We start from the raw sequence: 23,187 nt of genomic DNA on the forward strand, positions 1-23,187 counted from the left end.
TTACATGGCTTTAATTGGCAAATAGATATCTGTGAAGTGTAGATTTTGGGCATGATTGTTAGGGTTATTCATATACATCTCAAAATTATAACCATTGTTTGGCTGAAAACCACTTTTGGGTAACCACTCACCGTATAAATAGTCCCACGCTTTACTATAATCAATAGGGTTTTTGAGCTCAAAGTGTCCAATTGCATATTTACCACTAGGTATTGTTAAAAAACCTATTTTACCTTCAACTTTTGCTGTAGCATTTACTACTAAACAAACACTAGTTTTAAGGTTATGTTTTTTAGTAAATTCGGGATTATCATGGTAAATAGCAAAGGGCTTTAATTCTCTCGTAACAAGATTACTAGATTTCGCAAAGTCTAAAAGTTCACCTAACATCTTCGGGAATTTACTAACTAATTCTTCATAACATCCTAAATGTCTTAAATATATTGCCTTTATTTCTTTAATATTTTTAACCTCAATACTGCCTTTTATTTGTGTGTGTTTATTACTGCACACCCCTTTATTGTAGCCTGCTAATTTTATATTGGCTTTGCCATTCTTGCTCTCTATTATGTCTTTTACATAATTTTTTCTTATCTCAGAAGCACTTACGGAATAGTGCTTTTTAAAAGAGCGAGCAAATACAGCCGAATCAGAATAACCAAACATCATGGCTATATCTGTAATACTCATTGCTGGGTTATGCCTAATAAAGCTCATAGCTCTCTCTAAACGTATTCTATTAATATAGCTTAATATGGTTTCTTTAATTATGCCTCTAAAAATTCTACAAAAGTGATATTTTGAAAAGCCAGAAATAGCTGCAAGTGTGTTTAATGATAAATCTCCATTTAAGTTAGCTTCAATATAGTCCTGAACTTTATTTATTCTAAATATGTATTCATTGTAAACTTGTTCTTTATATTTTTGGTTCATGTTATCACTCCTACCTAAAAAGTATTACATATAAGAAAAGATATCATTAACTAAAATTAGATGCAAACTACATTTACCAAGTAAATGAATAGTACCATAACAGATATGATTTGTGGTTTAAAAATGTATATTATGAAAGCTATCATTTAAAAATTAAACTTGCAGTAAATTGTTAATGTTATATTCGCATCACAAAGTGCGCAAAGAGAAAAGAAGATGGTAATGCAGAAGTAATCCTTACGCATCAGCACCTTCATCTATAGTCAATCCATGTTGCAAAATACGGTAACTGCACAGTTATGGTATAGGCACAAAGGGCACGAAGAGGTTGCAGGATTATCTCAATTAGTGATTTAAAAATCTTACTTATAGCTTAACCACTCTTTTACTATACAATGATAATTATTGCATAAATGATACTTACAGTTACCATGCCTACTTTGTAGTGGCTGGTCTTGTGCCAGCCTAAATCTTTCAATCAACGAAAAGTTATATTTATAAACCTGTAGTTATAGAAATTACTATAACTCATTCTTAGTGTTCTTGTTGGTAAAAAAAATCTTTTATTCTTATTATTTTTAAAGTAAATCTACTCTTTAAACAGGAGGACATTAAGCCCTCCACTACGTTAAACATTACTGCTTTGTAGTGACTGCTCTGCCAGTACAATAGAAGTACAAAGTTGTAGAACAATTATTATTAAAATGAGTTTTACTTTACAAATATGCTTTAAAGTGTTTGATAAACGATTGCTATATTGCGGGTTGATATGGAATCAACCCCTACATTGCGATAGTTGTTAACATTTACTCTTTACTCTTTTCTTCGTGTTCTTGGTGCTCTTTGTGGTTTAAAAAATCTTTTAATCTTTTATTTCTCAAAGTAAATCTACTATCAAAGAAGGAGGACATTAAGCCCTCCACTACGGTAAAAGTTACTGCACATAATTACTGGGGTTTAACTCCTTTTGCTAAACTACTGCTCTTTCGGTATCTCTTTGTTTATATTTGCATAAGAGCATATAAGCAATTACAAATGTACCAAGTTCGGTTACTGAGGCTATTAACCAAATGCCATTTTGCCCAAAAAGCAATGGTAGTAAGAAAATATTGATTGATAATAAAATTAATCCACGCATTGACGAAATTAGAGCTGACTGTTTAGCGAATCCAATAGATGTAAAGAAAAATGAACTAATCATATTGTAACCTGTTAAAATAAATGAAAAAGCAAACAGCTTAAAACCATTCATAACTAAGTTGATTAAACCAGTATCTTTTGTGAAAATCATGGCGTAGTATTTTCCGGCAAATATAACTAAACCAAAAAACAAAAAACCTAAAACTAATACAATTTTACTGGTATAACTTCTTACCTTGTCACAGAGTTCATTTTCTTGTGCTCCAAAGTGATAGCTTATCATAGGCGAAATGCCTTGACCAAATCCCGTAACTATCATTTCATATATATAACGAGAATAACCTATAATGGTCATTGCCGCTATACCATCTAAGCCAATCCTTTTCAAGATTACTAGATTTAAAAAGAACATGGTGATTGAAAATGCAATTTGCCCTATAAACTCCGAACTACCATTAGTAAAAGTTTGTATTAGGTCAGCCTTATTAAACTGATATTTACCAAACTTAAACATTGTTTTGGGATTTAAAAAGTAAGTTACCATTAACAAAGTACCAGCTAATACAGCTATGGCCGATGAATAAGCAGCTCCACTAACTCCCAGCTTTAATACCACCATAAAAACATAATCTAAAACTATATTTATAACAGTTGTTACTATGGTATTTAACATAAATAAGCTATGTTTAGACTCGGTTCGTAAAAACATACCGAATATAACATTTAGCAGCATAAAGGGATAAATCCATAACATAATTTTATAATACTGCAACATTGTTTTTTCAGTAAAACTATTAAGCTTAGTTATACTTAAAATTGGTTTTAGAGCCACAATAAAAATGACGCTTAAAAGCAGTAATACAACAAATGCAGTAACTAAGGTTTGATTAAAGACATTTATGCTCTTATTTTTTTGCTGTTCGCCTAGTTTTCTGCCTGCTATTGAACTACCACCTACTCCTATCATTATGCCGACTGCTAAAAAAACATATAGAATTGGTAGCCCTAAATTTATAGCTGCTAATGCCTCTTTATTAATAATGGTTGATACAAAATAACCGTCAACTATAGTAACACATGAGGTTAACACCATGGCAATAATTGCTGGAATAGAAAACCTAAATATAAAACCTATAGTGTTGTTTTTTATTGCTGTTGTATTCATAAAAACTCCTTTCACTCTTATGATTTCAATCAAGAGTATAAAGGAGTTTATAAATTAATACTTCTGAATTAGTGCTTAAACTACCGGAATGTAAATATCCATAGAGAAAAAATTATTTTTCACATCAGCTATAATGTATTTTGCTACAACTTTTCGGTTTTTAAGATCTGGTAAATAAACTGAATCGGGTAGCCATATGCCTAATAAACCTTGAAAGGTCTCAAATATATTAGTATTAGGACCAGTGTAAGTGTAAGATACATACTTACCACCCTCTATTATTGTTGTTAAACAATCTTTAGCTATTGGTTTAGTAGTACTTATTGCTAAATCCGTAAAACATCGTTCCGGATCTGTTAATATAGGGTCGTCATATGATATTTCATAATAAACACTAGTATTCTCAATATACGTTTGATGTTTCTCGCAAAATCTCGACCAATAATAACCTAAATTATGATAATCCCCTATAAACCTTTGAAAGATTACTTGTTGATCTTTTAGATTAACTAGTTTTACCTTTTCATTATAGTAATCATAACTTACTTTTGAGAGGTCCACATAGTAATTTTTATTATGTCTTATTGCATTACTCTGTCGATTTCTTTTAAACTCAAGCGGTGATTTACCATAACGCTGTTTAAATGCTGTACTAAAATTTGATGAGCTATACCCAAAACGGTTACCAATTTCAGTTATAGTTTTATTATGTTCTACTATAATTTGTAACGCGCTTTTTTCTATGCGTAACCTTTTTATAAAGGCATATACACTTTCACCAACTACTGATTTAAATAAACGGTTAAAATAATACTTAGAAAAATGACAATGCTCTGCAATCTGTTCAACCGTTAAATCCTCTGCCAAGTTTTCTAAAATATAATTTATAGCCTTAATAATAATATCATTTAGCAAACTAAATACCACCTTTTATACGTTATAAAAGATGGTATATGTAATAAAATTATTTGTCAAATAAGTAGTAATTATTCCGTAGAGTTCCAGCCACCAGACCATATTTTATTCCCATGTTGATTATAGGCATATTCAACATGTTCACCTTCAACTGAAACAAGTTTCTCTGATTTAAATAAAACAAAATTATTACTAATACCTTTACAATATTCAAAATTACCATCTGGAGACTTCTCATTTATTTCAAATATGTAGTATATCATTTGTCTCCTACGATTAGTAACATCACTAAACCCACCTAATTGATCAATATAGGATTTATTTTGATTGATAATATCAACGTCATAACCATTACCATACGTTTTACCACCACATATTAAGATATAGCTAACATCAGTATTAAAATAGGTGCTATGAGAAAAGCACCAAATCCCTCGCTTTAGCTCACCTTCTTTATCCATTGAATGAATCTTTTTAATAATCAATTCTGGTATATCTTCTGTTTTAGTAATTTTTAAAAATTTATTGCTTTTAGCTAAAGTTAGCACATCATTACTTGCTATAGTACTTGAAAATAGCATAATAGTTAAAATTAGTACAAATATTCCTAACAAAATAATAGTTGTTTTGTTTCTCAAATTTAGTTCCTCCTACAAAATACTATACCATCATATTATAACAAATGTGTTTTATACATGTGTATATAATGAATAAGTTAAGTATTATAATGATTGTTATATATGTAGCAACATATTCTGTTTATAAGAAACATTCTTGTTTTCATATTTATATAAAGTACAATATATTCTATTAAAAGCTTTAATTTACTATGAACTAATTTAGTAATTATAAGAGTACTCCGTTAATAAACTATTTAACCTCTTTACCCCCAAACCATTATCATTAGACAATGCTATTACAGGTATTTGCGGGTATGCTTTTCGGATTAGCTTTACTCCCTTTTTGGCACTCTTTTTATCAGCAAAGGTAGCACATATTATGCTTTTATTATTTTTTTTGCGTTGATACTCTATTATTTCTTTTTCAATATCTAACATATTTAAGCCGTAATTATTATTAAACTGATAGGCATTAATGGTATGTACTAAAATATCGCATTTAGATAGTTGATAAAAAAGCTGCCATAATGAGTCACGAAGCTCTGGCTTATCATACGCATCATCTATTAATCCTACCGAATCTATCATGTCGTATTTATAGTATTTGCCTTTACATCCTAATAAAAATATATAGTGTGTTATATTATCAGTAGTATAGGCTTTATGGGAAACTTTCTCTTGCTCTAGGTAGGCTACATTATGGTTTTCTTCACTACCAGCGTGTGAAACTAAAACCTGTTTATTGCTATTGTATTTTGCTAAGGACATTATTAACGATGACTTACCGGAGTTTACTTGACCTGTAAATAAACATTTAATCATAAATAGCTCCTTTATTGTAGGTCACTTGATTCTATTGTTATTACGGAACGCTCTGTATACTTTTTTTGCTCTAAAAGCCGTAAGGCCTGACTTCTAATAGATTTTTCAACTAAGTTTCTTATGTATCGAGCATTACCAAAGTTTTTTGATGCCATTAGTTTTTTAGCCTCTAGTTTTACAGTTAGGTATCTTATAGCATCCTCACTTAATTTGTAGTCTCTTTCTTGATACATAATTGTTGCTATTTTCATTAGTTCGGCTACTTCATAGTCTTTATAGTCTACTTGAAGCGGAAATCTTGAACTTAATCCAGGATTAAGTCTCATAAAAGATTCCATCTCTACCCTGTAACCAGCAAGTATTACTACAAACTTATTTTTATGATCCTCCATTGCCTTTACTAGGGTATCTATAGCCTCTTTACCAAAGTCTTTTTCTCCACCCCTGCCAAGTGAGTAAGCCTCATCTATAAATAATACGCCACCCATGGCCTTTTTTATTACTTCTCTGGTTTTATTGGCGGTATGACCAATATATTCGCCTACTAAATCAGCTCTTTCTACCTCAATCATATGTCCTTGTTTTAAGATTTTTAGTTGAGCTAAAACCTGAGCTAGTATTCTTGCTACAGATGTTTTTCCTGTACCCGGATTACCCTTAAATACCATATGTAAAACCATATCTTCACATCTATAACCATAAGTTTTTCGATAATTATTGGCCAAAACACAAGCATATAATTCTTTTATTAGTTTTCTGATATCTGTTAGCCCAACTAAGCTATTCATTTCTACCATTAGGCTCTCAAGTGAAGGAAAATCAATCTCGTTATCTTTATTTTCTTTTTTCACTGGTCTAATAAAGTTATTATCTTGAGCTTGCCAATGTCTAAAGGCATTTAGGCTGGTTATATTGCCAGTAGTTACTTCATTATAAATATTTTCATACTTTTCATTAAAGTCTTTTGGTACATAACTATTCATATATTCCACCCACAATCTAATGCTATAGTGACAATAGTTATTGTATGCTGGTATGCTTGTTTTTGTGAGTGATAGGGGTATTGCTTTTTTCCACGGACGCTTATGAGAATGATCTATCTCTGCGTTGTACGTAAAAACATCTATAAAAATATATATAATCATATTATTTTTATAGATGTTTTTACTACGCCTTAATCTAGGAACATTCTCATAAGCCACGGCATAATGATACGTTGTGGTGGTTATTTTAGCTTACGGGAGGGACATTTCTTGACGATATTCCTTAAGTAAATTTACATCTTGAACATACTTCTATATTTGGCACCGTGGTGGGAGCTATAACCCGAATGATGTGTCCCATATTAAAAACTGGCATTTGCAATCGTTGCTTACGCAAACAATAGCAATCCAAAGACTTTGCGAAATAGATTTTCGATAAACTCTATGTTAAATCAAACACCTTTATACAAAGCGTTAGGTGCATTATTAAAAAATGGCGAACACAAGGTTCGCCACTACGAGGTTTGTTTTACTTATTTACAACAATATCAATTAACTCTTCTTTTTGATACTTACCCGATTTTAGTTTTACTTTTACGGAGTAAATACCTCAGTAAGTAAACTTTCTTCTCTTAATAGTGTTAGATAATCTATCACTTTTGTGGTTTTATTTAATTTTTCTATTTCATTAGCGTAATAATCTTTTTTCATATGATAACCTCTACTCTCTAGGCTGTTAATATGAGTTTACTTGAAATTGTACTAATTAGCAAACATAATTAAGACCTGCCTAACTTACTCATTTGCCAAGCAAATAACCACATCAACAAAAAAAAGTTGCTATAAATAGCAACTTTTTTTGCGTTAGTTCTTAAAAATCGGTTTCTCCCTCATCTTCATCAGGTTCGTATAATTTTACGTATCTACTTGGAATAATTGTTGAAACAGCATGTTTATATACCATTTGCTGTTTGCCTTCTACATCTAACAAAACTGTAAAATTATCGAATGATTTTACTAGGCCTCTTATTTGATAGCCGTTTGTTAAGAAAATGGTTGTTGCGATGTTTTCTTTTCTAACATAGTTTAAAAATGTATCTTGTAAGTTTCCGCCAACTTTACTCAAGGTGTATGCCCCCTTTATCTATCTGCTTGTAAATTCTACTATAATATCAAAATTCCTGCTAATTGCTTTATTATCTTGTCGACTAAATTCGACACCTGACTATTTTCGTGCACCTCTAGCCAGGTTATTTCTTTGTTTCTTCTAAACCAAGTTCTTTGTCTTTTAGCGTATTTTCGGGTTTCAAGCTTAATTACATTTACCATTTCGTGGTAGCTGGTTTTGCCTTTAAAATAGTCTATTACTTCTTTATAACCTAAGGCTTGAACTGCCACTGGTCCTAAAAGATTATTAGCATATAGCTGCCTAACTTCTTCAATTAAGCCTTCGTTCATCATAATGTCAACTCTTCTATTAATACGGTCTACTAACAAATCTCTATCCATATGTAATCCAAAAACAAAAAATTGGTATTTACTATTTATTTTATTTTCTTGACCTGTGTTTATTCTATCACCTGTTTGTAGATATACCTCAAGTGCTCTTATGATTCTTTTTCTATCATTTACAGCAAGCCTTTTAGCTGCCTCTGGCTGATAATAGGCAAGCTCTTTTAGTAACATTTCATTACCGTATTTATCTGCAGCTATATTGAGATTTTCTCTTAAAAGAGGGTCTATTTTTTTATCTTTAAAGTTATAACCATATACTAAAGCATTAATATAGAGACCAGTTCCCCCTACAATTATGGGTGTTTTGCCTCTGTCATGGATATTTTCTATTTTTTCATAGGCTATTCTTTGATACTCAGCCACACTAAAAGAATCTGTTGGTTCAACTATATCTAACATATGGTGAACTATACCATCTCGTTCTTTAAGTGAGGCTTTTGCTGTTCCTATATTTAAGTGTTTAAAAACCTGCATAGAATCGGCAGAAATTATTTCTCCGTTTAATTGTTTAGCAAGCTCTATGCTTAAACTGGTTTTACCCACAGCTGTAGGTCCTATTATTACTATAACTTTATTCATTTTATGCCTCATACTCTGTTAAATTTACGCTCTAAGTCATTAAAACTAATTTTCCATATAATTGGTCTACCGTGGGGGCAAAAACGCCAGTTAGGGGTATTTGCTAAGTCCTTAATAAGGCTGAGCATTTCTGCTCTGGTTAAGGCTTGGTGAATTTTAATTGCTGATTTACATGAAAGACGAATAAGTATATTATCATACCATTTATTTATGTTCAATTCATTACTAAATACCTCGGAAATAACCTCTTTCAACTCTTCTATAGACAATCTACCCGCTAAAAAGTCTGGTATACCTCTTATTAAAAAACTGTTAGTTCCAAAAGGTTCAATTATAATGCCTATTTTTTTAATATCGTCTATATAGTCTTTTATAAGATTAAAAGTTAGTTTAGAGAAAGATATTGTTAGTGGCACAGCAAAATATTGAATATGGTGTTGATTGTTCTTTTGCCGTAGCCGCTCTACAATAATTCTCTCATGTGCTGCATGTTGATCTATTACAGCCATTCCTTCTTTATTTTGAATTACAATAAAACTATTATGAACCTGTCCTAATAACATAAACTGACTGAGTTCTTCTGGTATGTTCACTGTTTTTAAGTGAGTAACTGCTTGGTACTCATTATAATTAGTATTTGCTAAACCACTAGTTACTAAGTTTGGTCTAGCTGAAGCAAACTGCTTATTCGCAGAACTTTCAGCTATCTCAAACTCATTTTTCTTATCACTTACATAGCTCTCAAATATATTGCTTTCATTTATCATGTTCATTTGGGTAAACTGCTGTTGTGGTGTTACTGTTTGTTCTAAAACACTAGTTGTAGGCTCATCGTTTACTGCAGCAACTTCACTATTTGTTAGTTTAATGCTCTTAGCCAACGCTTCCCGTACAGCAGCGGTTATTAAGGCATGTACATCCCCTTTATTGGCAAACCTAACTTCACTCTTAGTAGGGTGCACATTTACATCTACATCGGTAGTAGGTATTGTTATGTCTAGAAAAGCTGATGGATATGTTCTTGGTGGTAACATATTACCATAAGCTGCCTCAAGTGCATGCCTAATATTGTTATCTCCTATTATTCTTTTATTAATAAAAAAATATTGGTTTCTTCTATTGTGCTGGCTATACTTAGGCTCAGATATATATCCTTGCACATAATAACCATTACGGGTAAAGCTTAGTTCAAGTAAATTGTTAACTAGTTTAACATCAAATAAAGCAGTAATACTGTTTCTTAAATCGCCATTACCATTGGTATATACAATTTCTTTACCGTTTCTAAAGTACTTAAAAGCAACATTAGGATGAGACAAAGCTACCTGTTTAAATAGAGCAGAAATACGCTGAGCCTCCGCCCTTGCTGAGCTCATAAATTTAAGGCGTGCTGGGGTATTATAAAAGAGTTTTTCTACCTTTATAGTTGTTCCTATTTTGCACGCTACCACTTGGTGCTTTAAAAACTCGCCACCTTCAAAAACCATAAGATGTCCTTCTGCACTATCTTTAGTTCTTGATTTAATAGTTACTTTACTAACTGAGGCAATGCTTGGCAACGCCTCACCTCTAAAACCTAAGCTTGTTAAATTATAGAGATCTTCTTCTTGTTTAATTTTGCTTGTGGCATGCCTAATAAAAGCTGTTTTCATATCTTCATAGGCTATTCCCAGTCCATTATCGATAACCTCTATTTCTGTTAAACCTCCATCGTGTATAGCTATCTCTATACGGGTAGCTTCAGCGTCAATAGAGTTTTCCATTAGCTCTTTTAGTACAGATGCTGGTCGTTCTATAACCTCACCAGCAGCAATCTGGTTTATTAAGTTATTTGGTAATATCTTAATTTTTGTCATTGTTTTTCTCTCTTATAATTTCGCTTTGCCATTTAACTATATATGTTAGGGCGTTAAAAGGTGTTAAGTGTTCTGCATTAATTGCCATAATTTCGTCTTCAACTTTAGAGTTTTTTTGTGATTCAAACCTCAAAGGAATACTCATTTGAACCTCACTTGTAGCTGCCACTTCATTTTTACCACTCTCAAGTAACTCAAGGTATTTACTAGCTGAACTAATAACTTCTTTAGGTATACCAGCTAATCTACAAACATGTATTCCGTAGCTTCTATTACTTGGGCCAGGGATTATTTTGTGTAAAAACACAATATCTTGACCATCTTCATGAACAGCAACAGAGTAATTATTTATTTCCTGATATAAATCTGCAAGATCAACAAGTTCATGGTAATGGGTAGCAAATAACACCCTACAACCAACTGTTACTAAAAATTCTGATACTGCCCTAGCAATACTCATACCGTCATAAGTACTTGTACCTCTGCCTATTTCATCTAAGATAACAAAGCTCTTTTTTGTGGCATTTTTACATATATTAGCTACCTCTTTCATTTCAACCATAAAGGTACTGTGACCCGAAAAAATATCATCGGAGGCTCCAACTCTAGTAAATAATCTATCTACGATGCCTATTGTTGCTTGTGAAGCCGGCACAAAAGAGCCAATTTGAGCCATTAATATTATTAATGCTACTTGCCTCATATAGGTAGATTTACCCGACATATTGGGTCCAGTTATAATATGAAAAATATCATTATCTGCTATAGATACGGTATTAGGTATAAAGCTACCTATTTCTACTACCTGTTCAATCACTGGGTGGCGCCCGTTTACTATCTTTATGTTATTTTCATAGTTAACACAGGGCCTTACAAAATCGTACTTAATTGCTACCTGAGCAAAGGAACTTAATGAATCAATAGTTGCAATTGATTGGGCTATTCTTTGTAGGGCATAAACATGCTGAAGTATTTCTTTTATGATATTACTAAATACCTCAAACTCAAGCTTATTAAGCTTTTCTTCTGCGGTTAAAATATCTTCTTCTTTTTGCTTTAACTCTGGAGTTATATATCTCTCTGCATTAGAGAGGGTTTGTTTTCTAATATAGTGTTCAGGGGTTAAATGCAAATTGCTTTTAGTTATCTCTAGGTAATAACCAAAAACTTTATTAAAACCTATTTTTAAAGACTTAATTCCAGTCTGCTGACGCTCATTGGCCTCTAATTTAGCTATCCACTGCTGACCATTATCTTTTATATCTTTAAGTCGGTCTATTTCATCGTTATAGCCAGTCTCAATTATGCCCCCATCTTTTACAGATGTTGGTGGATCTTGCATAATTGCTTTATCTAAGTATTTAGTTAAATCACTTAGCTCGTTTAGTGAACTAAGCAACTCACTTAAAAGACTAGACCTACAGCTTTTGCGTAACGGGTATAACTGCTCTGCTTGTTGTAACGATATAATTAAAGACCTAACGTCTTTACCATTTGCATTACCTAAAGCTAGTTTTCCAACAATACGTTCTATGTCTAAAATGTTTTTTAGTATGTCTCTTATGTTTGTAAATAATGGGGTATCGTTTGTAAGCTCTTCCACAACCTCTAAACGTTTGTTAATTCTATCTACATTCATTAAAGGGTTAAGGATAAGTTCCCTTACATATCTACTACCCATGGGGGTTACAGCATTATCTAATAACCAAAATAACGAACCCCTTTTTTTGTTATCTCTCATTGTTTCTGTTAGCTCCAAATTACGCTTAGTTATATTATCTATTTTCATATACTCAGAGCTAACCACTGGTTCAATATTAGTTATACGAGTTAATAAACTTTTTTGCGTTTTATTAATGTATTGTAGTAATAGGTATGAGGCCTCTTTACCTAGGTTTAAATGGTCACAATTTACAAAAGAAATCCTACTAATAATACTATTTATTAAATTTTTATTGCTCTCACTTACATAGTTAATTGGAATATTATTGGTGTTAACTACTACATCAATTTGTTTAATTCTGTTTAACTCAAAATTAGTAACCAACTCCGCTGGACTAAATTTTAAAAACTCGTCAGACAATAACTCTAGTAAATTACCATCTGTAAACTGACCACACCTAAAGTAGCCAGTTGATACATCTACTATACTAAAACCATATCCTTCATAGTCATGAAAAATAGACATTAAAAAGTTATTTTGATCTGGGTCTAAATAGTCCCCATCTGCTAAAGTGCCAGGTGTTATTATATTAACAACATCTCTTTTTACTAAGCCCTTTGCTTGTTTTGCATCTTCTACTTGCTCACAAATAGCAACCCTTTTACCACAGGAAATAAGTTTTTGAATATAATTATTAGCTGAGTGATAAGGTACTCCACACATTGGTATTTTTTTACCTTTACCACCATCGCGTGCTGTTAATACAATATTTAAAGCATCTGATGCATATTTAGCATCATCAAAAAACATTTCATAAAAATCGCCTAATCTAAAAAATAAAATACAATCTTTATATCTACTTTTGATCTCTAAATACTGCCTTAACATAGGCGTATATTGAGTCATAGTTATCCTCCATTAGTTTATAACGCTTCTGCCCAGAGGGTGAAGTTGCTTACTTTGTTTATTTTTACTCTTACAATATCACCTGTTTTATAGTCCCCTACTAAATGAACTAGTTTATAGGTATCTGTTCTGGCACTTAATACGTTATCATTTCTTTTACTAGAGCCTTCAATCATTACATCTAGCTCTTTACCAAAGTAAGATTCATTGCTAGTTAACATTAAGCTTTGAACTTTTTTAATTAGCGTGTGTAATCTCTCTTTTTTAACTGCTTCTGGCACTTGGTTTTCATACTTAGCGGCAGGGGTTCCTTCTCGTTTAGAATAAGCAAAGGTAAAAGCAGCATCAAACTTAACAGCATTTACTACATCTAGGGTATCTAAAAAGTCTTGCTCGGTTTCACCCGGAAAACCTACTATTATATCTGTAGTAATTGTACAATTTGGGATTTCTTTTCTTACCTTTAAAGCCAGCTCTAAATACTGCTCTTTTGTATACTTGCGGTTCATAGCCTTAAGCACGTTTGTACTTCCAGACTGCATAGGCAAATGTATATGATTACAAATATTATCATATTTTTTAACTATCTCTATTAGTTTATCACTCATATCCTTAGGGTGTGGTGTCATAAACCTAATTCTTAACAGACCCTTAATATTTGCTAACTGTTCTAATAGTGTTTCGAAAGAAATATTGCTACTAAGGTCGTTTCCATAGGAGTTTACATTTTGACCCAATAATGTTACCTCTTTATAACCATTAGCTACTAAACCTTTAACTTCATTTACAATATCCTCTTGTTTTCTGCTACGCTCTCTACCTCTTACATGCGGCACAATGCAATAGGTACAAAAGTTATTACAGCCATAAGTTATATTAATGCTGGCTTTATGTTTATATTTTCGGTTTTTAGGTAGGTTTTCAACAACTAAACCATCTATATCATGAATCTCGAATATTTTTTCATTTTTAAGCAAAGCCTTGTCAAAAAGATCTGCAAATTCGTGTAAATTATGGGTGCCAAAAATTAAATCAAGTTTGGGAAAATTACTCTTTAGTTTTTTGGCAACCTGTATTTGTTGAGGCATACACCCACCTATACCAATAATTAAAGAAGGTTTCAGCTGTTTTAGTTGCATAAGGTCACCCATTTTGCCATAAATACGTTGCTCAGCATGTTCTCTTACAGCACAGGTTACCAATAATATTACATCTGCATACTCTAAGTTATCTGTGTGAATATAACCTTTTTTATACAAAATTCCTGCTAAAGTTTCACTATCTGCTTCATTCATTTGACAGCCATAAGTAATTATGTGGTAGTATTTTTCGTTCATTGTAACTGTCCTCTCAGGGAATTATTTTGTAAACTGATACTTATAATCAGTAATTATTTTTAGTGCTTTTTCAATTGGTAATGCCTCAATAAAACACTCATCTCTACCTAAGGTATCAACAGCCTTAAATACAGCATTGATAATAGCTTCTTCTACAGCCTCAACTGTAGCAGCAAAAAACTTGCTCATGGTAGCACCATCACCAACCATAGTATTTACTAAAGCTTCACCTTTTAAAGTTTTATCATAGGTTCTAGTATTCGACAAGGCAATAATAAAATCTCCACTACCATGAGTAGCTATAGAACCAGTTCTGGCGAGCCCCATTGCACCTCTACGAGCAATTCTTTTTAATTGTCTACTATCGAATGGGGCATCGGTTGCAACAAGTATTACAATTGAACCACTGCCATCTAACTCCTTACTATCTTTATCTATAATTCTACCAACAGGTATACCATCTATAGTTAAATGCTCACGTTTTCCAAAATTTGCCTGAACTAAAGCACCAACATGATACTCTTTGCCCTCTGCCTCAAGCAAACGTGATGCTGTACCAATACCGCCTTTATAACCAAAGGCTACCATACCAGTACCTCCACCAACACAGCCCTCATCAACTTCTCCTGTTTTGGCAATGTTTAAGGCCTCAAGAACATGCTCTTGATTAACAAATCTTTTCTCTATTTCGTTTAGTTTACCATCATTACATTCAGCAACAAAAGGGTTAACAGAACGAAGCCCCTCATTATTTTCAACCATATAAGAAATTAATCCATCAGCCACCTTGCCAATGTTTAATGTATTTGTTAACATTATTGGAGTTTCAATTACCCCTAGCTCTTCAACTTGGGCTAGACCCATGGCTTTTCCATAGCCATTTTGTACATGGATAGCAGCAGCACACTTATGATTATAGATATCATTATGTGGTATGATGGCAGTAACACCAGTTCGGGCGCATCCGTTAGTATTATTATTAATAGTAACATGTCCAACTCTAATACCTGGAACATCGGTAATTGCGTTGTACTTACCAGGTTTCATTGTACCAATATTAATGCCATATTCTCTAGCTCTTTTACGTGTGTTCATGTTGTTACCTCCGTATTTTGTATTGCACGATTTATTAAACAAATCGTTGCTTAATTTACAATAATATATATTATAAAGGATGTGTTTAAATTGTTGCTAAAAAAAATTGCAAATTTCTTTGGAATTCTTGTCGGTAGTTTAATAACTGCCATTGGTGTTAGTTCGTTACTAGTACCAAATAAAATCGCTTCGGGCGGTGCTAGCGGTATAGCAACTCTATTATATCATCTTTTTGAGTGGTCACCGGGTATAATTTTGCTAAGTATTAATATTCCATTGCTTATTTTAAGTGGTCTGTTAGTAAACTGGCGTTTTGCTATAAACTCGGTAGTGGGTAGTATTGCCACCTCTGGCTTTGTTTTTTACCTTGAGGGAATACCTGCTTTAACTACTGACCCTTTACTTGCTACACTCTATGGTGGAATTATAACTGGTGCTGGTATTGGTATAGTATTTAGATCACGTGGCTCTACGGGGGGAACAGATTTACTAGCAAGAATCTTAACCAAGTATACACCTATTTCAATAGGGCAAGCCCTAATGTCCATAGATTTATTTGTAGTAGGTGGTGCAGCAATAGTATTTAATGCTGAGTATGCTATGTATGCTTTAATAGGTTTATATTTAACTGCCAAGGTTATAGACATTGTTCAAGAAGGCATATCTTATACCAAGCAGGTTACTATTATCAGTAATAATATAGAAGATATAACAGCGGGCATATTTCAAAAACTAGGTAGAGGAGTAACCTACTTTTATACTAAAGGTGGGTACACTGGCTCTGAAAAGCTGACAGCAATAGTGATAGTACGCAGAAATGAACTATCTAAGTTAAAAGCAGTAATAAAAGATATTGATAAAGATGCTTTTGTTATTGTAGCTCAAGTGCATCAAGTATTAGGTGAAGGCTTTCAAAAAATGCCTGCGGAAATTGAAGAGTAAACTCGTTAATTAATTCTAAAAAATGGGATTTGAACTGTTGCTAGTTCGAATCCCATTCTATATTTACTGTAAAACTAATTGGCATAAGAAAAGTTCCACATAAAAATGTAGAACTTGTTTAATCTATTTGTTTTGAAGTTTAATCCCATCTTATTATCTAATTAAGAGCAAACAGACACGGTTTTTTAGTCGTTACCAGGGAAAAAAACCCAACATCTAATATCACATACCCCTAAAAACTTGGGTGGAAGCAAATCACCACAATCCCAAAATCCACACACTTTTTTGCTAGAGTTGATTAAGTATTTCATAATACACCTCCATATAGGATATTTAGGTATATAGTTATTTATACACCTATTATCATACTACAGTAGTTGTTATTATTTGTATAGTATATTATAGGAATATAATCCATATTATTGAAATGATTATTTTACTTATGGCTTACTGCTCATTGGGGCACTCCCCTTTACGAGTAAAACGTATTACTTCTAAAAAATCAGCTATTTCTGCTCTCTTTATATTCATTTTTGCCAAATATAAATCTGGCAGTTCATTTTGTATCTTTATAAACTGTTCTTTATTTTCTACATATACTGGAACAGGTGTGTATTGTACTAAAAAAACTGTTCTTGCAACATCGTACAAATAATGTCCATAACAAATATTCATAAAATCAATTACAATAGCTCGTGCATCATTAATTAAAATATTACCGGGGTGAAAATCACCATGACAAAGTGAATTACCACTAGGCAGTTCAGCTATTAATTGCATAACATTTTCTTTTTCCTGTGGTTTTAGGGTGGAGTGTTTTATATTATTATTTAAAAATTCTTTGTAACACAAAATCTTATTATTATTAATTTTATTCGTTAGTATTAATTTATGTAAATCTGCCATATACTTAGCACAACTTTTTATATCACCTGTTTTAAAAACTTGCTCTAATAATGAAATGCCCTTTACTTTGTCATAAACTATGCCATATCGGCCGTTATAGTTAATTATTTCATAGGATTTAGGTTTGTTAAATTGCATATTATTTATAACACTAGAGTTAAGAAATTCTTTTTTAACTGATTCTTGGGGATAACCTTCAACAAAAAGTTTTAACACCTTATTATCTTGCCATTCATACACAGTAGCTGTATTTCCTACTCCAATTACTTTTAGGTCATTCATCTTTTTCTCCTTAAATTTTATGATTTACTTAAAATATAATGAAGTTATGTAATGCTATACTAAATATAACATAAATCAGTTATATATTAACCAAAAAATTTAATTTGATCATGTCCACGTGTAGATTTCTTTATTTTAAGTTTTTTACTATTTTGCTTAACTCTCAATATCATAAACATACCATAGGTAATACATAAAATAGGCAATAAATTAGCTCAAATAAGTACTAATTTACTGCCAATTTTAAAAGGTTGAAGTTCTTATTCTGATTCATCTGGATCTTTCGGTTTTTTGGGGGGCATAAAATCTGGACAATTAAACATACAATAAGGCACTGCATTTTTACAATTAACTAAAAAATATATTTTTATCACCCTCTTTTTAATTACCTGCTTTTATACTTATGAAGTAAATAAAAGTTTATGCATATTTTTTGCTCTGTAACAACATCTTTATAACACAGGTATCCACAGCTCACTATCTATTTCATGATTAGGTGGATAATAACATTCTACACACGGGCAGTTTGCTAAATTATATTGAGAATATGGTAGCCATTCACTATATACTCTCTGCCATGCTTCAGGTACATTTGAAAATACTGCCCATTTATTCGCAGGTAGGATAAGGTTCTCTAAGTCGTAGTTAACTTTACCATTGTACCTAATACCTATAAAATAATTAAATTCTTCATCTGTAATACTCGCTATCTTGCCACAAACACCAAGAAGATTAATTAATCCATCATTTTTCTCGCTTTGTAAACCTATACTAATTAACTCATCTACTAAGCCATTTTCATGTGCCTGTTGCCAAAGCTTTGGTATTGTTTGAAATGCATCCTTTGTTATCACCTTAAAGGACTTGCCTATTATTTTTTGATTTGGTAGTTTTTCAATCTTGTATAGCATTTCTGTTACCCCTTTTATAGTTATTTGAAAGGATATTTTAGGATATGCCTTTAGCTTTATTCCTTTGTTTCTTGCTAATGAAGGATTTACACCATGAGCTTTATAAAAGGCTCTTGTGAACGAATCTGCAGAGCTATAGCCATATTTAATTGCTATATCTAACACACGAAGATTAGTATGTTGTAAATCGAAAGCAGCTTTAGTAAGCCGCCTTCGCCTTATGTATTCCGAAATATTAATACTTGTTAAGGCTGAGAACAGACGCGAAAAATGGTATTCAGAGCTTAAAGCCTTTTTCGCAATTTGCTGGTAATTAATTACACCCTCTAGGTTATCCTCTACATACTCTATCGCTGTATTCATTCGTTGAATCAAATCCATAATAACACCCCTTTCCCCTATAAAGTTATCAGAAAATTTTTAATGAGGTACGATATTTACTGCCCCAAAAAGTAGTGTTGTATAATTCACAAAAAAAAGCTTACCCGTAACGGGCAAGCTTTCTCTTTATAACTAGTTTTTATTTAGCTAATTTAACTACATCACCATTTTTAAGCATAGCAGCATTAGCTTCATCTATATCAACATGCATTTCCATAGCAAAACTATCTTTTACTCTAACTAATACATTGTTGAATACTACACTTCTCTGATTATCTACAGTTTGAATATTAACAATGTCATTATCTTTAAGGCCATAAGCAATAGCATCTTCTGTATGCATATGAATGTGCCTTGCAGCAACAATCACACCATTCTTCAACTCTACAGAACCATAAGGACCTTTTAAGGTTACTCCCGGGGTGCCTGCTAAGTCACCCGAATTGCGAACAGGAGCTTTAACGCCTAACTTAAAGCTATCTGTTAAGGAAATTTCCACTTGTGTTACAGGTCTTACAGGACCTAAAATTCTAACCTTAGGAAAACATCCTTTAGGGCCACAAATTTCAACACATTCCTCACAGGCATACTGACCAGGTTGTTTTAAATCTTTTTTATTAGTTAACTCATAACCAGGTCCAAATAAAGCTTCTAAATCAGCTTGGCTAACGTGTAAGTGGCGATTTGAAACACCAATAACGATATCCTTCATGTGTATTCTCCTCTATCTTTATCCTAATATCGATAATAAAATACCCGCAGCTACAGCAGAACCTATAACACCCGCAACGTTTGGTCCCATTGCATGCATTAATAAGTAATTCTGTGGATTCTCTTCTCGACCTACTTTTTGAGCAACCCTAGCAGCCATTGGAACAGCTGATACACCAGCAGCACCAATTAATGGGTTAATTTCACCCTTGGTAATTTTACACATAAGTCTTCCTAGTAATACACCACCAGCAGTACCCATACAGAATGCTATTAATCCCAATGCTATTATTTCAAGTGTTTGCAACTTTAAAAATACCCCAGCATTAGCCGTAGCACCAACAGTTAAACCTAAGAAAATCATAATAATATTCATTAGTTGATTAGAAGCAGTATCAACCAGTCTACCTGTAACTCCACTCTCTTTCATTAAGTTACCAAACATTAACATACCTAATAATGGAACAGCTTTAGGTAGCAATAAACCACATATAATTGTTACAATTATAGGGAACAACACCTTTTCTTTTTTAGAAACAGGTCTTAACTGTTTCATAACAATTTGGCGTTCTTCTTTTGTAGTTAAAGCTCTCATAATTGGCGGCTGAATAATTGGCACTAACGCCATATACGAGTACGCAGCTACTGCTAAAGGTCCAATATAGTCTTGAGCTAATTTAGAAGCTAAGAATATTACTGTAGGACCGTCAGCTCCACCTATCATAGCAATAGCAGCAGCAACTTTAGGATCGAATCCTATTAACAAAGCACCAATCAATGTTACAAAAATGCCAATTTGAGCAGCAGCACCTAAAAGAAATGTTTTAGGATTAGCAATTAATGGTCCAAAGTCTGTTAAAGCTCCAACACCCATAAAGATTAATGGTGGATATATACCTAGTTTTACACCTTTATATAGGTAATAAAACAGTCCACCAACCTCTTTACCGTGTTCAGCAGCAAAAATACCTGTTAGCGGTAAGTTAGCTAATAACATACCAAAACTAATTGGTAATAACAATAGTGGTTCAAATTCTTTAACAATTGCTAGGTATATTAAAAAACATGCAACACCTAACATAATTAATTGCTGAACAGAAATGTTAGCAAATCCTGTGTCCGACAAGAATTTTATAAATGTTTCACCAAGCAACAGTATCCCCCCAATGATGCATCTTTATCTATTTTATTACAATCATGATGTCACCAGCATTAACGTTACTGCCTTTACTAACAGCAACACTTTCAATAACGCCATCCTGCGGTGCCATAACTTCATTCTCCATTTTCATTGCTTCTAAAATCATAATAACATCATTTTTCTTAACTGATTGTCCTTCTGACACTTTTACATCTAAAACTACTCCAGGCATAGGAGCAGTAACTGATGCTGCACCTGCGCTTACTGTAGTTACTTTTTTAGCTTGTTTTGGTGCAGCTTTCGCAGCAGGTTTTCTTGCAGGAGCTGGAGCTGGTTTAGCTGCAGGTCTGCTTTGTACTGGAGCAACAGCTCCATCATTTCCTAGCTCTTCTACTTCAACTTCGTAAACTTCGCCGTTTACTGTAATATTAAATTTACGCACTATAATATTCTCCTTTGCACATTACATTTTATTTGTAATATTAGCTTGCAATAATTCTTGTTTGCCAACTTCTCGCCAGTTAGACTTTTGTACACGATTTATTGATATTACGTTAAAGCTTACAGGTGGTTTACCTAAGTAAACAGCTATTGCTGTACTTATAGCAGCTACTAAAGCACCATTATCTACATTATCTTCTACCACTGTTTCTTCAATAGCTACAGGCTTTGTAACTGGTTCAGCCTTTTTTTCTTTGTACAAGAATAATTTCATTAAATACATTACAAATGCTAGTACTATAAGTGTAGCTAATACTACTGTCATACCAACTGCTAATATTAAAAAACCAAAACCTAAATTATCCATACTTAAAAGCTCCTTTATAGAGGAATATTACCATGCTTTTTGCGGTATCTGTTTTCGCGCTTTGTAGCACAAGAAGCTAAAGCATTTATTAAGCTAATTCTGGTTTGACGTGGGTCAATTACATCATCAATTAAACCACGTGAAGCTGCAACATAAGGATTTGCAAATTTATCTCTATACTCAGCAATTTTTTCTTGACGTTTTGTAGGTGGATCATCTGAGTTAGCAATATCTTTTCTAAATATGATATTAGCAGCCCCATCTGGTCCCATTACTGCTATTTCTGCGTTTGGCCAAGCATAACTAATGTCTGCTCCTAAAGATTTACTACACATAGCTAAATAAGCACCACCATATGCTTTACGTAGAATTAAAGAAATTTTAGGAACATTAGCTTCTGAATATGCATATAAAAGCTTAGCACCATGACGAATAACTCCACCATACTCTTGACTTACGCCAGGTAAATAACCAGGTACATCAATTAAAGTCACTAAAGGTATATTAAAAGCATCGCAGAACCTTATAAATCGAGATCCTTTATCAGAAGCATTAATATCTAAACAACCAGCCATAAATACGGGGTTATTAGCAACAATACCAATTGTGCTTCCGTTTAAGCGAGCAAATCCTACTACTATATTACGAGCAAAATGCTCTTGCACTTCCATAAAAACACCATCATCAGATATTTCAGCAATTACATCACGAACATCATAACCTTTGTTAGGGTTAAGAGGTACAATATCTAATAATGATTCATTAACTCTATCAATGCCATCACTTGATTGCTCAAATGGAGTTTCATCTAAATTATTAAGTGGTAAATAGTCAACTAATTGACGAACTTTTAATAAAGTATCTTCTTCATCTTCACCTAAAAAATGAGAAACACCACTAGTTTGGTTATGAACCATACCACCACCAAGCGCATCTGCACTTACTTCTTCACCAGTTACAGCTTTTATAACTTGTGGTCCAGTAATAAACATTTGACTTGTTGTTTTTGACATAAAAATAAAATCTGTTAATGCAGGTGAATAAACAGCACCACCAGCACAAGGCCCAAGAATAACAGAAATTTGAGGAATAACTCCTGATGCCATGGTATTACGGAAGAAAATCTCACCATAACCATTTAAGGCATCTACACCCTCTTGTATTCTTGCTCCACCAGAGTCATTTATACCAATTAATGGAGCGCCATTTTTAATAGCTAAATCCATAACTCGGCAGATTTTTTTAGCATGCATTTCACCTAAAGTACCAGCAATTACTGTAAAATCTTGGGCAAACACATAAACTAAACGACCATGAATAGTACCATATCCAGTAACAACACCCTCACCAGGTGAGTCTACTTTGTCCATACCAAAGTCATTGCAGCGATGTTTTACAAACATTCCTATTTCAACAAAGCTACCTTCGTCTAAAAGAACATTTAAACGTTCGCGTGCAGTCATCTTTGATTTAGCATGTTGTTTTTCTATTCTTTTCTCTCCGCCACCCATAATTACCTGTTGGCGTTTTTCATTAAGCTGTTGGATAAGATTCTCCATAAATATATATCCTCCTT

At 32.8% G+C, this 23,187-nt stretch carries 21 protein-coding genes; 1 reads left to right on the forward strand and 20 read right to left on the reverse strand.

Features of this window, described 5'->3' with window-relative positions:
- The 12 genes from IMX26_RS02785 to IMX26_RS02840 form a co-directional block, all read right to left on the reverse strand.
- Positions 1-933, reverse strand: coding sequence for an AraC family transcriptional regulator (locus IMX26_RS02785; RefSeq protein WP_195160179.1), 933 nt, complete (start codon positions 931-933; stop codon positions 1-3).
- Positions 934-1,903: 970 nt separating this feature from the next.
- Positions 1,904-3,238 (reverse strand): MATE family efflux transporter, encoded by a 1,335-nt coding sequence (locus IMX26_RS02790; RefSeq protein WP_195160180.1) that lies wholly within the window; start codon positions 3,236-3,238, stop codon positions 1,904-1,906.
- Between the two features lie 75 nt (positions 3,239-3,313).
- Positions 3,314-4,153 (reverse strand): AraC family transcriptional regulator, encoded by an 840-nt coding sequence (locus IMX26_RS02795; RefSeq protein ID WP_195160181.1) that lies wholly within the window; start codon positions 4,151-4,153, stop codon positions 3,314-3,316.
- Positions 4,154-4,224: 71 nt separating this feature from the next.
- Positions 4,225-4,791, reverse strand: a complete 567-nt coding sequence (locus IMX26_RS02800; protein WP_195160182.1) for a hypothetical protein — start codon at positions 4,789-4,791, stop codon at positions 4,225-4,227.
- Between the two features lie 201 nt (positions 4,792-4,992).
- Positions 4,993-5,595: a GTPase gene (locus IMX26_RS02805; RefSeq protein ID WP_195160183.1), complete on the reverse strand. Its 603-nt coding sequence runs from the start codon at positions 5,593-5,595 to the stop codon at positions 4,993-4,995.
- Between the two features lie 11 nt (positions 5,596-5,606).
- A complete protein-coding gene (locus IMX26_RS02810; protein WP_195160184.1) occupies positions 5,607-6,797 on the reverse strand; it encodes an AAA family ATPase in 1,191 nt (396 codons plus the stop codon).
- A 652-nt stretch (positions 6,798-7,449) separates the two neighbouring features.
- Positions 7,450-7,704, reverse strand: a complete 255-nt coding sequence (gene hfq, locus IMX26_RS02815) for an RNA chaperone Hfq (protein ID WP_195160185.1) — start codon at positions 7,702-7,704, stop codon at positions 7,450-7,452.
- Between the two features lie 38 nt (positions 7,705-7,742).
- On the reverse strand, positions 7,743-8,672 hold the full coding sequence (miaA, locus tag IMX26_RS02820; protein WP_207729310.1) for a tRNA (adenosine(37)-N6)-dimethylallyltransferase MiaA: 930 nt from the start codon (positions 8,670-8,672) through the stop codon (positions 7,743-7,745).
- A gap of 8 nt (positions 8,673-8,680) precedes the next feature.
- Positions 8,681-10,528 (reverse strand): DNA mismatch repair endonuclease MutL, encoded by a 1,848-nt coding sequence (gene mutL, locus IMX26_RS02825; protein ID WP_195160187.1) that lies wholly within the window; start codon positions 10,526-10,528, stop codon positions 8,681-8,683.
- Positions 10,515-13,097 (reverse strand): DNA mismatch repair protein MutS, encoded by a 2,583-nt coding sequence (gene mutS / locus IMX26_RS02830; RefSeq protein ID WP_195160188.1) that lies wholly within the window; start codon positions 13,095-13,097, stop codon positions 10,515-10,517. Before mutS ends, mutL begins: the two co-directional genes overlap by 14 nt.
- Positions 13,098-13,114: 17 nt before the next feature.
- On the reverse strand, positions 13,115-14,434 hold the full coding sequence (gene miaB, locus IMX26_RS02835) for a tRNA (N6-isopentenyl adenosine(37)-C2)-methylthiotransferase MiaB (RefSeq protein WP_195160189.1): 1,320 nt from the start codon (positions 14,432-14,434) through the stop codon (positions 13,115-13,117).
- A gap of 21 nt (positions 14,435-14,455) precedes the next feature.
- Entirely contained in the window at positions 14,456-15,529 is a 1,074-nt protein-coding gene (locus tag IMX26_RS02840) for a P1 family peptidase (RefSeq protein ID WP_195160190.1), read from the reverse strand.
- A gap of 90 nt (positions 15,530-15,619) precedes the next feature.
- Here IMX26_RS02840 and IMX26_RS02845 point away from each other — a divergent pair, with 90 nt between their 5' ends.
- Positions 15,620-16,471, forward strand: coding sequence for a YitT family protein (locus IMX26_RS02845; RefSeq protein WP_195160191.1), 852 nt, complete (start codon positions 15,620-15,622; stop codon positions 16,469-16,471).
- Positions 16,472-16,656: 185 nt separating this feature from the next.
- Here IMX26_RS02845 and IMX26_RS18060 read toward each other — a convergent pair whose 3' ends face one another.
- The 8 genes from IMX26_RS18060 to IMX26_RS02880 form a co-directional block, all read right to left on the reverse strand.
- Entirely contained in the window at positions 16,657-16,782 is a 126-nt protein-coding gene (locus tag IMX26_RS18060) for a hypothetical protein (RefSeq protein WP_279324882.1), read from the reverse strand.
- A 136-nt stretch (positions 16,783-16,918) separates the two neighbouring features.
- Positions 16,919-17,659, reverse strand: coding sequence for an aminoglycoside phosphotransferase family protein (locus IMX26_RS02850; protein WP_195160192.1), 741 nt, complete (start codon positions 17,657-17,659; stop codon positions 16,919-16,921).
- A gap of 452 nt (positions 17,660-18,111) precedes the next feature.
- The gene (locus IMX26_RS02855) at positions 18,112-18,951 is read right to left on the reverse strand and encodes a GyrI-like domain-containing protein (RefSeq protein WP_195160193.1); all 840 of its coding nucleotides are present in this window, start codon (positions 18,949-18,951) and stop codon (positions 18,112-18,114) included.
- Positions 18,952-19,090: 139 nt separating this feature from the next.
- Positions 19,091-19,663, reverse strand: coding sequence for a phosphate propanoyltransferase (locus IMX26_RS02860; RefSeq protein WP_195160194.1), 573 nt, complete (start codon positions 19,661-19,663; stop codon positions 19,091-19,093).
- 18 nt (positions 19,664-19,681) lie between these two features.
- Entirely contained in the window at positions 19,682-20,815 is a 1,134-nt protein-coding gene (locus tag IMX26_RS02865; protein ID WP_347707890.1) for a sodium ion-translocating decarboxylase subunit beta, read from the reverse strand.
- A 28-nt stretch (positions 20,816-20,843) separates the two neighbouring features.
- On the reverse strand, positions 20,844-21,245 hold the full coding sequence (locus IMX26_RS02870; RefSeq protein WP_195160195.1) for a biotin/lipoyl-containing protein: 402 nt from the start codon (positions 21,243-21,245) through the stop codon (positions 20,844-20,846).
- Positions 21,246-21,266: 21 nt separating this feature from the next.
- The gene (locus IMX26_RS02875; RefSeq protein WP_195160196.1) at positions 21,267-21,611 is read right to left on the reverse strand and encodes an OadG family protein; all 345 of its coding nucleotides are present in this window, start codon (positions 21,609-21,611) and stop codon (positions 21,267-21,269) included.
- Between the two features lie 14 nt (positions 21,612-21,625).
- The gene (locus IMX26_RS02880; RefSeq protein WP_207729311.1) at positions 21,626-23,170 is read right to left on the reverse strand and encodes a carboxyl transferase domain-containing protein; all 1,545 of its coding nucleotides are present in this window, start codon (positions 23,168-23,170) and stop codon (positions 21,626-21,628) included.
- Positions 23,171-23,187: the final 17 nt, after the last annotated feature.

It is taken from the genome of Clostridium sp. 'deep sea', from assembly GCF_014931565.1.
Classification (GTDB): Bacteria; Bacillota; UBA994; order PWPR01; family PWPR01.

Excerpts from the sequence above, each read along its gene's own strand:
- IMX26_RS02785 (WP_195160179.1), bottom strand. The coding sequence starts at position 933 with ATGAACCAAAAATATAAAGAACAAGTTTACAATGAATACATATTTAGA.
- IMX26_RS02790 (WP_195160180.1), bottom strand. The coding sequence starts at position 3,238 with ATGAATACAACAGCAATAAAAAACAACACTATAGGTTTTATATTTAGG.
- IMX26_RS02805 (WP_195160183.1), bottom strand. The coding sequence starts at position 5,595 with ATGATTAAATGTTTATTTACAGGTCAAGTAAACTCCGGTAAGTCATCG.
- miaA (WP_207729310.1), bottom strand. The coding sequence starts at position 8,672 with ATGAATAAAGTTATAGTAATAATAGGACCTACAGCTGTGGGTAAAACC.
- mutL (WP_195160187.1), bottom strand. The coding sequence starts at position 10,528 with ATGACAAAAATTAAGATATTACCAAATAACTTAATAAACCAGATTGCT.
- mutS (WP_195160188.1), bottom strand. The coding sequence starts at position 13,097 with ATGACTCAATATACGCCTATGTTAAGGCAGTATTTAGAGATCAAAAGT.
- miaB (WP_195160189.1), bottom strand. The coding sequence starts at position 14,434 with ATGAACGAAAAATACTACCACATAATTACTTATGGCTGTCAAATGAAT.
- IMX26_RS02840 (WP_195160190.1), bottom strand. The coding sequence starts at position 15,529 with ATGAACACACGTAAAAGAGCTAGAGAATATGGCATTAATATTGGTACA.
- IMX26_RS18060 (WP_279324882.1), bottom strand. The coding sequence starts at position 16,782 with ATGAAATACTTAATCAACTCTAGCAAAAAAGTGTGTGGATTTTGGGAT.
- IMX26_RS02850 (WP_195160192.1), bottom strand. The coding sequence starts at position 17,659 with ATGAATGACCTAAAAGTAATTGGAGTAGGAAATACAGCTACTGTGTAT.
- IMX26_RS02855 (WP_195160193.1), bottom strand. The coding sequence starts at position 18,951 with ATGGATTTGATTCAACGAATGAATACAGCGATAGAGTATGTAGAGGAT.
- IMX26_RS02860 (WP_195160194.1), bottom strand. The coding sequence starts at position 19,663 with ATGAAGGATATCGTTATTGGTGTTTCAAATCGCCACTTACACGTTAGC.
- IMX26_RS02875 (WP_195160196.1), bottom strand. The coding sequence starts at position 21,611 with ATGGATAATTTAGGTTTTGGTTTTTTAATATTAGCAGTTGGTATGACA.
- IMX26_RS02880 (WP_207729311.1), bottom strand. The coding sequence starts at position 23,170 with ATGGAGAATCTTATCCAACAGCTTAATGAAAAACGCCAACAGGTAATT.